Raw genomic sequence first — 12,356 nt, 5'->3', positions numbered from 1 at the left:
CGAAGAAAAGTAGATCGTACAACCTAGCTCACTGCCCCTTTAATAGAAAAAGAAATGAACTCCTCCGAAATTACTATTCTGAATTTTTTGACTTATTTCGTCGTTCTACTCTATCATTTAATGGAATAGAAAAGGAGGAAACCCACTATGAAAAAACTGTTAACGAAACGTTCTTTCCCTGCTCTCCTCGCCGCCACTTTTTTACTTGCGCCTTCTGTACAGGCAGAAACTCCCTACTACGGGAAGACATACAGTCAGCCTGATCAGGTACGGCACCTCTATCCGGAACTGCCGATAACGGACAACACACCTGCCTTTTCTAGGGAGGGAGAAGCTTTTACTTCTCAGGAAGAAATGCTCTCCTACATACAACAGCTTCAAGAGAAAAGCCCTTATCTGACCGTCAAAACCATTGGAAAAACACAGGAAGGACGAAGCATCCCAGCCCTTTATTTCACCAAGGATAAACACATCAATACAGGTCTCCTATCAAGAAAGCCAATTGTTTGGGTCCAAAGCCAAATTCATGGGAACGAGCCTGCCAGCGGTGAAGCCATACTGGCGATCGCGAATCGGCTTACGGGTGAATTGGGTGAGGACGTCCTCGATGACATCAATGTCATTGTCGTTCCAAGAGTGAATCCGGACGGCTCCTACGCCTTTAAGAGACAGCTTGCCAACGGGCTTGATGGAAACCGCGATCATATGAAACTCGAATCACCAGAGGTACAGGCGATTCATAAAGAATTCAACAAATACTCCCCTGAAGTCGTCATTGATGCCCATGAATATTCCGTGTACAGCAGTGCCTTTCGTCAAGTCGGCGAGGAAGGTGCTTTGAAGTATCATGATATTCTCATCCAATCCGGACGCAACTTAAACATTCCTGAAAAAATTCGAACCATGTCCAATCGATTATTTCAAGACCCTGTTCTAGCAGACTTGGAATCTAAAGGAATTTCAGGAGAAACCTATTATACGGCCGGTTTAGATGATCAGGGTGAAATCAAAATCGTCGAAGGCTCAACCGAACCAAGGATAGGCCGCAATTCATTTGGACTTGCTCCTTCCTTCTCCTTTCTTGTAGAAAGCCGCGGGATCGGGATTGGCCGTGAAGACTTTGCCCGACGAGTGAATGCACAAATTGCTACACATGAGAAAATACTTACGCAAACCGCCGATCATGCAAGACAAATTAAGAATGTCGTGAAAGCTGAAAGACTGAATCTAGTAAAAAAAGGTCTGATTCCAAATGACAATGATCCTATCATTATCGATAGTGAAAATAAAGAGCTTGCCGATCAAACCCTTGAAATGGTAGACATCGCCTCAGGTACGGTTCAAGACATTCCGGTCAACTATTTCAGCGCGACTGATGCAGAACCAACATTAGTAAGAGAAAGACCGACTGCCTACCTGCTCATGCCAGACCAGCAGGAAATAGCTGAAAAACTCAAAAACCAAGGATTAAAAGGCTTCACGTTGCCTAAGGATGTAAAACTGCCTGCCGAGTCCTTTACCGTCACGAAAAAGGAGAATCGTGGAGAATACGAAGACAGGCAGCTTGTGGACGTGGAAACAAAGGTATCAAAAGAGAAAGTGACTTTCCCGAAAGGCAGCTATGTATTCTTGACGGCACAGCCTCAGACAAACCTATTATCCTTATCACTTGAGCCAGAATCAGTAGACAGTTATGTAAGCTTTAACTATGTCCCTTCTGAAGTTGACCAGGAATTGCCGATTTATAGGTTTACGATTGATCCGAAGAAATCGGCAATGAAGAAGTTTATGAATAGGTAATAGCGGTTACTTTCAGCCGCTTCGGATGAGGGGGGAAGGTCTTAGACTTGGAGCTTACTCCCGTGACAAGAAAATCAACTGCGCCCATTAAGTAGACTCACATAATAATAGGAGACCTACTTTCTACGCAGGGAAAAAAGAAGACTCCGGTATGCTGCCGGAGTCTTCTTTTCCTTCTCAGTTTTCCGTTATCGCGATCCTGTGGCCCATCAAAGGAATTCATATGCCCCTAGGTGAACACTTTCACCTATTAACCATAGAAAGCCACGGGACAGGTACTTTGGTCTGCTCTTCAAATGTACGGATTCCAAGCGCTAGTTTAGTCCCACCACTTCATCCAATATCTCTCGTAGGAAATCATCTTCTTACCGCCACCAAAAAAATTACTTCATATCAATAATAATAGGAGCGCTATTATTAAAAGACTTATTTACATTAGATTCTTCAATGAATAATTTTCGAGCTACATTTCCTATAGTATTAGTTGAAACTGGATCAACAGTGCCACCAATTAATCCACTAGCAAAATTTTTTTATTAAATCCTTTAATTTTTTTATGTATTTAACCTGTGCATCAACCACAATTACTTCATCCATCCTTAAAATTTAAGGTTCATTTAAGGGAAGCGTAAATGATGAACTGCTATACTAACTAAGTGGACATTACTTTATTAGGGGATTGTATAAAAGAAAATGAATTGTAGAAGGTATTAATCTACATTGAATTACATGTTGCAAAAGCATTAGACACTAAATTAAGTGATGATTTTTAGGAGTTGAATTTCAAATTGATTTTTGATGATCGTTATCATTTACATGTAGGATATTATAAAAATCAAAAAGATTTAGAAGCTATTTTCTTAAAAGTTAAAGATCAAAAAATTTGGTGTATGTTCTTGGAAAATGATTTTTATAAACTTAATCTTACGGAAGAAGAGTATCCTGCTATAAAAAATTTTGGCTTATTGATAGGCATTTATTTAATTGAAAGTGAAGATTTATCTGTAGAACAAGGTTCTGAGCTATTCGAAAAATTTTTGAATAATCAAAATATCGTTTGATGTATTAAACATTTGAATTTATTGAATGATCAGAAAATCCTTCTCTGAGGAGGAGAATGCCTTTTATGCTAGACCTTCAGGCAGCATAGCAAATACATTTTGTTTATACTGCTGTCAAAACCAATCAAGACAAACCTTAAACCCAGCCTAACTCTTCACCCAACTCCCCCCACTAACCCTCTCCCGCCCAATCAATCCCCCAGCCTCCACCACACCCAGCATATCCATCATTACCGCAAACGCCTGATCAACCCCTGACAAAATCCCAGCCTCCTTACACCCCTCCCACATCTCCCGATAACTAACAAACACATACCCATCCTCACGCCTCACCCGGTCATCACCCAACAATCCCTTCACCACCCCATACACCTTCAAACTATCAATCTGAAACTCTGACACGTTCTTCGTATACTCCGTCACCAACATCTCAATTCCTCCCCATTTTTATCATAAAACTCTGAGCCAAGTGACCTGTCCCCACGGCTCACTCAAACCGAAGCAACAGAATCCTCCCCATGCGTCCATCCACCCCGAAACCGCCCAAATTCCCTCACAAACTCCAACTTCACCGTCCCCACCGGCCCATTCCGGTTCTTCGCAATCTTCACTTCAACTTCCTGCCCGTTCTTTGAATCCGGATAGTAGTAGTCATCCCGGTACAGAAACAACACCACATCCGCATCCTGCTCGATATTCCCCGAGTCACGCAGATCCGACAGCCTCGGACGCTTGTCATCCCGGGACTCGACTCCCCTCGATAACTGGGACAACAGTATGATCGGAATCCCAAACTCCTTCGCCATCCCCTTCAGCTGCTTCGTAATATGCCCAATCGCAAGATCATGCCGGTCAAACCGCTCCTTCACATTGATCAGCTGCAGGTAATCAATCACCACGAGAAACGGCTCCGTCGGGTACTCCCGCTTCAGATTCATGATTCGCTGTCTGATCTCCGGCAGAGTGATCATCCCATTCTGCGAGAGTTCGAGCTTCGCTTTGTACACGGCGTTCATCGCTCCGTGCATCCTCGGCATCTCGTCCTTCGTCAGATACTTATAAGGATTCTGCCATTTCATCATGTTGATATCCGTGAGGCTTGAAAGGAGGCGCTGCATAATCTGCCTGGAGCTCATCTCAAGGGAAAAGACCATGCTCACTCCCTGCTCCCTGGTGCATTCCCAAGCAAGCTGGATGGCGAAGGCGGTTTTCCCCATGGATGGTCGCGCAGCGAGGATAATAAGCTCCCCTTCCTTCCACCCTCCCGTCAGAGCATTCAGGCTCTCGAATCCCGTCGATACACCGGGAAGTCCGTCCCTCTCCATGTAAAGAGATTCATAGAGATCCATGATGATCTCGTCCTTCGTTTCTTCGTCTGTGTTCGTGTTCGTATGCATGTCAATGAGTGCTTTGTAGAGGCCCTGTGCGGATTCCGGGGTGTAGGCGTTCAGGAAATGATGGGCCGAATTCTTGATGAGGCTCAGTTCGTAATACTTCAGGACGATCTGTTCATACTGCTCGATGTTCACCGTCGTCGGGCAGTAGTTGGCGAGGGCCAGGAGAAACTGGACCCCTCCGACATTCTCAATGTCATCCCCAAGCTCCTCCACCACCATGACCAGATTGATCTCAAGCCTCTTCTTCTGAAGCCCCTTCATCGCTTTAAAAATAAGGCGGTTCTTCACCAGACTGAAATGCTTCTCCTCCAGGGTTAGTTCATCCAAGACACCTGGCTCTAAAAGAACCGCTCCAATGATCATGCTTTCCGCTTCATGCACTTCGCGAAGCAGCTGTTCATCGTGCCCAGGGTGGTGCAGGTCGTGTCCACTCGTTTCGTCGTTCATTCTCAATTCGTACCGCTCCTTCTTTTTCCCACGCTTCCATGGTTTCTAGTATCGTCGTTTCCTCAACCGACTGTTCATACAGCTCAGAGATCGTCGGCATGTACGGGTTCACCTTGATATGAGCTTCGATCCGCCTCTTCACCACGTGATAATCACAGTTCTCCAGGTGCCGAAACCAGATCATCGCCGTCTCACGACTGAGCAGCCGCTGAGGATAAGCCCCCTTGATCATCTTCACCAGCTCCCTGAACTCCCCGAACGTCATCCCTCCGTCACAATCTTCTCCAGCCCGTCCAGCAGGTCATCTATGTGCTGAATCGATTCCCGGGGAGAGATGTACGCCTCAAGGGCCTTCTCCAAATACCTCGGGCTGTTGATCGTCAGTTTCGGGTTGATGCTCTCCTGCTTCTCAAACTGCTCATCCATAAACACAATCAGCTCATCCGTAGACAATTCGCTCAAGCTGATCCGCTCCATCGCCACGTAATCCATCGGTGTCAACAGAAAGCCTCGTCCCCTCCTGCCAACGAAATGGCCGATCAGCGCCTGCAGCCTATCTACATCCTTAGCGTCTCTAGTGGCAGTGGTTTTGATGTTGTTGTTCTCTAAGATCTCTTCTTTCTCTAAGTTCTTAAGTCTGTTTGCAGGTTCTCTCCGCACCTGATTCACATCCTTTTCGCCGCACGAAGACATTCCGGAACCAGCCCCATCATCAGGCTGGTCACCACCAGATTCATCACTCCCATCCTCTTTCACAGACATCCCCATCCACTTCAAATAATCCACGCAAGCGAAATCCTTCGTCGGCCTGAGCGTAAACACATACCCATGCTCATACTTCTCCGCCTTCAACCACCCACACTTCTCCAACCGCTTAATCGAACGCTGAATCCGCGAATGCGAATACTCATCAATCTTCTTCCCATTGTAGAACCACAGATCCTCCCGCAGCTTCCGGAGCGAACGCACATACTGCCTCTCCCCAAGCACCACACCGCCAACCTGAACTCCCCCTTGATGGGTCGCATTCAACAGAATCAACACCAACAAGCGAAGATCCTCCGGGTGATGAAACGTCTCCTTATCCAACACATCCTGCTCCAACTTTCTCCATCCATTCATTACAATCACTCCTCATTCGTTTTGGTTTCACCCTTTATATAGGGGGATGGGAGTGAAAGGGATACCCTATGGATAAATTTTTTATAAAAAAAACATTCGGGTGGGGTCCGAATGTTTGAAGGAGGGCATATGAACTTAATGAATACGCCATTAAATAAGAATTCAATGGCATGAAAACACTTGAACTTTTATCTATGTAAACTAGACTTAAAATAATGACCATAAGAAAGGAGGACCATATATGCAAATGAAAACATTCACATTCAAGCTGTCTGATGACGGATGTTATGAGCTCCTTAACCCTTGAATCCATGCCCTACTTTAGAAAAGTTTACTTGTTTGGAATTATAGGATTGTGCGTGATCACCACAGTATTTTTTCTGTACTGGAATCACTCACACTTGAATCGATTATCTCTTGGTCTATTTAATTGACTATTGTATTAATTCGATATTTTTCATCCACTTTTCATCACCCCTTACTTTCTATATTTTTAATACCAACAAAATGCTAGACGAAGTGACAGTACTTACGGCCTCTGTAACTAAGGATATTTCAGCTACAAGATCCCTTTGCTTGCTTTGGTGTATTCGCCATTAAATTAATTGTATTTATAGACAAAAAAGTAAAACTGTATATTTTAGGCTAAAAATACAATATATTTTCTTGAACAGTATGAGTCTAATACAACAGAACGATCCCCATAAGAAGTGTTCGCTTTGATAAATTGTATTTAGTTATAAGAATCGTTGTACGTAGCAAGTGTTCCAATTAAAACAACAGGCGGTTGTTTAACTGAAGAATTAAGTCGGAAATAATTTGTAGAATTAAAATAACAATCCTTTTACTCTTCCTTTGCACTATCATCCATAGATAAGGATGGTATTACTTTCGAAAATAAGTTCTGTTCATCTCTCTAGAAATATCCCTTGCTTCTTTGCTTTGTTCTGGATTACTAAAAAAGTAGTAAAGTTCTAAAAAACGTCTGTCCAGAATGGATTTGGTTGTAATTTTATGCATATCGATAATAATTGGAACTAATTTGCTTGAATTGCCCATGTTTCCCCTACGCACAGCATAGGACATGTAAGCCATCCCACCAGGAACATAGAGGTTACCCCAGCTCTTTTTTAACTGTAGCTCTGGATAAAATGAATTCGCAAATGCTTTTTTACTACTAGACGTGGAAATAATAAGATAAAAGTCATGTTCTGGTAGCAGTTTTTTTTCTTCAGTTTCGAAATAAATTTTATGCACGTTTTCTTTCATGTCGTCTTCTACAAACAAGACAAATAGATTTATATGCTCCTTACCAAAAGGAATGCTGATTTTTGCAAGTTTGGCAAAATCTTCTCGTCTAAATGGGATGGGTTCAAGATTTCCTCCATTTTTTGAAACAATCTCAGCCAAGTCATTCCGGAGGGTTCCAAGCAGTTCTGATTTAGGAATTTCGAGATAATTCACATCTTCTTTTACGACTTCCTTATCATTATAGTCTTTACCTTCTAGAAGTCTTTTAATCTCTTCAGGGTGGGCGGTATCCGAAGATGACCCTCTTCGAACCCATACCTCGTTTTTCCTGAAATGGAATTTTTCTTTCCAATCAATATATTCTCTATTAAATCGGAAACACTGTCTTGGATTTGGTCCAATTTGAATGATGACAAAACGCTTATTTTTTTGTTTTTCATCAACTGTTTTATGATTCCATACTTCATCAAACACTTTTATATATGGAATAGGGAATATCCAGTCAGTACACAATCGTTGTATATTAAGTTCTGTTAGCTTTTTATTCTCAACCGATTTAAACCCTTTCCGATCATCCGAAACACCGATTACAAGAAAGCTACTTTTATATCCATTGTTTGCCATTGCAATTATATCTTTTACAAGTTCTGCGGTTGCCCCCTTATCATCAAAAGCATGACTCATGATTTTATAGTCTAATGATTCATGTTCAGGCTCTTTAAGAGTCCTAACAAATCTAGCATATGTAAACTGGCTCATTTTTTCCTCCTCGAGAATTTAAATTCTAAACAATTTTTCAGCTTTAAACTAACAAAACTATTTCCGTTTAAATCCATTTTACTTATACCAATTATTTCAAATTGGCAGTTCTAACTCAATCATTAATTTCATAAGAAAATGAAATTTCCTTAAATTTTTTTAAATGACTACCAAATTGATAATCAAGACTTTCAAGTACTAAACTCAAATTTTTTCATCTCGAATTTAAGTGTTCAAAAATCCTGTACCGTTACTTATAATTCATTATTTCTAACAGTCATATGAAAGTAAGACTTATAGCAACAATATGAGAGTCACTCCACAATACATTTCCATTGTTTCCCAGATCGAATACACCTTAAATCAAACAAGGATTGAAATGTCAAAACGCCATCTTCCTAAGCTTTTCTTTAAATTAGATGACTTAAAAAAAATAAATAACTTAAATTTGGTGATGTAAATAAAACTTCTAATATTAATCAAGATGAAAAAAGCAATTCAATCGCGGCATTCATACATCTAAGCCAGGAAAGGAAGTATCCATAAATGAAAGTAGAAAAATTCCGTAACGACAATGGTTACCAAGTGATAGATCCTGATGAGGCAAAACAATTATTAAAAGCACTGGAGGAAGATAATCCGATTATTTCAGAAGAAGAAATCAAGGAGATGTTAGAGAGTTGATGGGGAATAAATGAAAATAAGATTACTGACCACCATATAAAAAAAATCCACAACCTCAATACTGGAGTGACACAGTCAAATAAGACTAAATAAAACACCTAAGCTGCCATGACTCTAAATTCTACCGGAGTCTGGCAGTTTAATTTTGTAAAAGGACGACAATAATTATAATAATACATGTACGATTCTATTTTCTTTCGTACTGTATGGTTGGTTAGTTTCCCTCGATCCAGAGGGCTGAATTCTTCTGACTTTAAAGAGGAGTGGAAGGATTCGATGACGGCATTATCAAAGCAGTTTCCTCGTCGGGACATGCTTGTGATAATGCCTCTTTTTTTTGCGTCTTCCTGAAAATCATACGATGTATATTGAGACCCTTGATCACTGTGAAGGATGCATCCAGATACATCACGACCTTCACACGCTCTCTTTAACGTATCTAGCACTAGAGCTTTATCTTGTTTATCACTAATGGTGTAAGCAAGAATTTCGTTATTATACAAGTCCATAATCGTTGATAAATATAACATTTTCTCACCATAAGGAAGATAGGTAATATCTGTAACCCATTTTTCACTTGGCTTAGATGCATGGAATTCTCTGTTTAAGTAATTCGGCACCACGATTTTACTTTCCCCAGCTATATAGTTTTGTCTTTTCCGTTTAACACGGCACTGAATATTAAATTTCTGCATAATTCGTTGTACAGTGTTCCGATTGACTTTGAGTTTGTGCTCTTTACGCAAGAGATCACGAACCATCCGGTGCCCGATGCGAAATTTCAAATCCCCGCAAATATCAATGATTTTCTTCTCTAATTCTGATGGGCCCCATGACTTTCCCCGCCAACGATAATAAGTAGCCTTTGCCACTCCAAAGCATTCACAAAGGGCAATAACGGTATATTTATGTTTAAACATCTCTACGGTCTGTACGAATACTTCTGGGACCACTTCCTTTCGATTTCCCTGTACTTTCCCAACAATTCCTCACGCATTTCATAATAAGCAACTTTCTTTCGTAACTGGGCTAGTTCACTTTCATCATTAGGACCTTTCCCATAAGAATATTGTTTACCAAGAGGTTGAGCAAAACGATGGGCCTCACCATTCTTGAACCATTTCACCCAGGTCTTAATCTGAGATCGATTCTTAATCCCGAACATCTCCATTAACTCTTGATTTGAATGTTTACCTTCTAATTTTAAACGGACAACTTCTTTCTTAACTTCTTCTGGATAGGACATTTTATTACCCATAGAAAAAACACCTCCAAATGTAAATGAATTATTTACTACTTGAAGGTGTTTTATTCAGTCTCATATTATTAGGTCTCTCTAATACAAAGGTGTGGATCTTTTTAGTTAAGAAAAGAAATATCACATTAAACCATAAAACCACAACCCCAAAGTCGTCCCAATATAATTCCCAATAATATACCCCAACGTCCCCACCACAAGTATCGGCCCAATCAAATCCTTCCAACCTTTCGCAATGACCATCGCAGCAGCTGTTGTCGGCCCGCCCACATCGGCATTGCTCGCTAGGAGGATCTCTTCAAGGTCATACTTTAATAGCTTTCCTGCAGTCAAAGACACAGAAAGGTTCACGACGACAATAATGAACACAAATACGAGCAGCAGCGGAACATTTTGAACAATGAGTAGGATCGATGCCGGAATCCCAATCACCACAAAGAACAGGTAAATGAGGAACGTACCGATTTCCTGCCTTCCATTAATTAATTCAAAACACCTTGGAAATAGGGCAAGTGTCAGGATGTTAATGTCGTCAACAATAAGTACTGGTCACCGGACAATCCTTTCTACAGATTTAAAAGAAAGATTTTCCCCTCCCCGGAAGAAATCAACCCATCATTCTAATCAGCTCCCCCTAACCAACAAAATATAAAGCAATCAGGGCTCCTTTCTCTAAGATTGCTCTTATTATTTCACCTCTTAAATTTATCGGATTTGCGCCGGATTTTCCAAGTCAGACATAAAGTTTGTTTGTTATATGTTGAGTGAGGACATTCACTATACTATTTATTCCTTTTCCACTTGAATAACCACCATAAAATTCGCTTGACCAATTTATTGGAAGCTCGATTTTGTTATCACCTTCACCAATCTTAATCTTTTGGTTATTGCCTAAAGCTCTTTCAATTACAGTTCTATAGGTCTTGAAATCTGGAGTCCCCCCCTGATTTTCAATTGCGGCATTCGAATGGATTTTGGAAAATAAGCGCATCATTATTTGAAAGCCCATCGACTTTACCAATACATGTTTCTTTTCATCATTCCATGCTTCTTCAAATACAACGCTCCAGGCTTTAAAATAATCATTTAGTAGCTTGGTTTGATTAAGGACTGAAAGATTGTCCTTGATATGTTTTAACACTTGTTGATAAAGAAGTAAATGAAAAGTGCTACTATTCACATACGTTTTAGGCATCCCTTTTGGCCTTTTGCTATCAACATCTTTAATTCTATCTTTTAAAATTGACCACGATTCAGTATTAAGCATTTTCAGAATATCATTTGCTTTTTCTTCTATACTCGAAAGAGTCCCAGACAAGGCTCTCATTGCCAAAGTATGAATCTGGCTAGGCTTCTCTTGATACTGATTGATATCAACAAAAACTTTTGCCATGTCTTCTTTCGGTAGCTTTAAATACAGTGTAAGCGGCAACTCAAAACTCATCTTTCCAGATTGATACATACCTTCAGTTCTATGATGTGCGTCGATTAAATAACCCAACATCACCCCATCTTCATTTACGAGGAAACCCTCTACATCTACATCTGCCTCAACTAGCCTCTCCTTAATATCTTTCAAGTTAATTGTAAGGTAGTAGATTTTAGGATTATTATGATCTATTTCCACAGTGCCTCCCCAATCTCTTTCTTCCAAAAGCAAATTGGCCACTACAGCATTAGGAGAAGTAAATCGAGGGTCATCCCTCATCAATTTTTCAATATTATCTACTTTTTTGTCCTTTAAGGCTCGCTGAATCCCTTCGGTGTCATCATAATCTCTGGGAATTCTTCTAAATAGTATATGAGAGGCATCTACCGCAATCACAGTAGTAAACATAGAATAATCTCCACGCTGCTTAATCGAGACCATAGGCAATTTCCAACTTACGCCTTCTCGATTAATGACATTATTAATTAAAGAGACTAACTCATCTCTTTTTTTAGAATATATTTTAGACATTTCAATTCCCTCCATCTTCAAAAAATACATAATTATTATAATCAAATTTTTTACCTTTTTTTAAATTACATTTCCTACATAGGCATTGTAAATTTGATGCTTCATCTTTCCCACCTTTAGCCAAGGGGATAATGTGATCTATATGGAAAGGGCCGGAAACTGAATCACAATGCTTACACCGTTTTTCGACCGCATATGCAAATTTCAATGCAAGGTATTTATTGCGTTGTCTTGTAAACCTTTTAGTATAAAACCTCCAGAGCAATTCCAATGATTCCATCGGGGGATAGTACCCTAATTTATCTACAACATGATTTATGAAATACTTTCTTCCCTCTTCGGATGACTTCCAAATCATTAATTGATTATCCTTAGGTCGCAGCGCCTCTATTAATTCATCTTCTACAAGTCTAATTATTCGTTTTTCAATATCCCGTTTGTCTCTTCCGATTCTTTCCCATAATTCAGTAAAATCATCAGTTAATTTTATTAGTTCCATTAGTTGCCCCCTTCAAATTTACTGATGTATAACTTTTGATGTTAACAACCTCAATATATTAAGCTCATTATACAAACTCCTACGCTTGCCTGTCAACCAATAAAAGTAATTGATTGAT

The 12,356-nt window shown here is 40.2% G+C and carries 11 protein-coding genes and 1 pseudogene; 3 read left to right on the top strand and 9 right to left on the bottom strand.

Going from position 1 to position 12,356, the window contains the following annotated elements; genetic code table 11:
* The first annotated feature begins 147 nt into the window (after positions 1–147).
* Together ACYH0O_RS04420 and ACYH0O_RS04415 are read left to right on the top strand one after the other, a co-directional pair.
* Complete coding sequence (locus ACYH0O_RS04420; RefSeq protein ID WP_482631326.1) at positions 148–1,800, top strand: M14 family metallopeptidase; 1,653 nt, start codon at positions 148–150, stop codon at positions 1,798–1,800.
* A gap of 788 nt (positions 1,801–2,588) precedes the next feature.
* Positions 2,589–2,861, top strand: a complete 273-nt coding sequence (locus tag ACYH0O_RS04415) for a DUF3986 family protein (RefSeq protein ID WP_482631325.1) — start codon at positions 2,589–2,591, stop codon at positions 2,859–2,861.
* A gap of 147 nt (positions 2,862–3,008) precedes the next feature.
* On the opposite strand, the gene ACYH0O_RS04410 is transcribed toward ACYH0O_RS04415, so the two are convergent.
* The 5 genes from ACYH0O_RS04410 to ACYH0O_RS04390 form a co-directional block, all read right to left on the bottom strand.
* Positions 3,009–3,290: a hypothetical protein gene (locus tag ACYH0O_RS04410; RefSeq protein WP_482631324.1), complete on the bottom strand. Its 282-nt coding sequence runs from the start codon at positions 3,288–3,290 to the stop codon at positions 3,009–3,011.
* Between the two features lie 62 nt (positions 3,291–3,352).
* Entirely contained in the window at positions 3,353–4,705 is a 1,353-nt protein-coding gene (locus ACYH0O_RS04405; protein ID WP_482631323.1) for a replicative DNA helicase, read from the bottom strand.
* Complete coding sequence (locus tag ACYH0O_RS04400) at positions 4,656–4,889, bottom strand: hypothetical protein (RefSeq protein ID WP_482631322.1); 234 nt, start codon at positions 4,887–4,889, stop codon at positions 4,656–4,658. The genes ACYH0O_RS04405 and ACYH0O_RS04400 overlap by 50 nt, the downstream gene beginning before the upstream one ends.
* 77 nt (positions 4,890–4,966) lie before the next feature.
* On the bottom strand, positions 4,967–5,827 hold the full coding sequence (locus ACYH0O_RS04395) for a hypothetical protein (RefSeq protein ID WP_482631321.1): 861 nt from the start codon (positions 5,825–5,827) through the stop codon (positions 4,967–4,969).
* Positions 5,828–6,712: 885 nt separating this feature from the next.
* Positions 6,713–7,837 carry an AlbA family DNA-binding domain-containing protein gene (locus tag ACYH0O_RS04390; RefSeq protein ID WP_482631320.1) on the bottom strand — a complete coding sequence of 375 codons (1,125 nt, stop codon included), beginning with the start codon at positions 7,835–7,837 and terminating at the stop codon, positions 6,713–6,715.
* 546 nt (positions 7,838–8,383) lie between these two features.
* On the opposite strand from ACYH0O_RS04390, the gene ACYH0O_RS04385 reads away from it, so the two are divergent.
* Positions 8,384–8,521, top strand: a complete 138-nt coding sequence (locus tag ACYH0O_RS04385; RefSeq protein ID WP_482631319.1) for a hypothetical protein — start codon at positions 8,384–8,386, stop codon at positions 8,519–8,521.
* A gap of 98 nt (positions 8,522–8,619) precedes the next feature.
* On the opposite strand, the gene ACYH0O_RS04380 is transcribed toward ACYH0O_RS04385, so the two are convergent.
* From ACYH0O_RS04380 to ACYH0O_RS04365, 4 genes and pseudogenes are all read right to left on the bottom strand, one after another.
* Positions 8,620–9,779 (bottom strand): IS3 family transposase gene (locus tag ACYH0O_RS04380; RefSeq protein WP_482629156.1). Its coding sequence is split into 2 segments (ribosomal slippage): positions 8,620–9,500 and positions 9,500–9,779, totalling 1,161 coding nucleotides; the frame shifts between segments, so codons are not numbered across the junction.
* A gap of 120 nt (positions 9,780–9,899) precedes the next feature.
* Positions 9,900–10,393 (bottom strand): annotated as a pseudogene (locus tag ACYH0O_RS04375) (DUF819 family protein); the annotation flags it as partial.
* Between the two features lie 119 nt (positions 10,394–10,512).
* Positions 10,513–11,739: a DGQHR domain-containing protein gene (locus ACYH0O_RS04370; RefSeq protein ID WP_482631318.1), complete on the bottom strand. Its 1,227-nt coding sequence runs from the start codon at positions 11,737–11,739 to the stop codon at positions 10,513–10,515.
* 1 nt (position 11,740) lies between these two features.
* Entirely contained in the window at positions 11,741–12,238 is a 498-nt protein-coding gene (locus ACYH0O_RS04365) for an HNH endonuclease (RefSeq protein ID WP_482631317.1), read from the bottom strand.
* Positions 12,239–12,356: the final 118 nt, after the last annotated feature.

It is taken from the genome of Rossellomorea sp. H136 (assembly GCF_056838065.1).
This window is presented reverse-complemented; position numbering and strand designations above follow the sequence as displayed.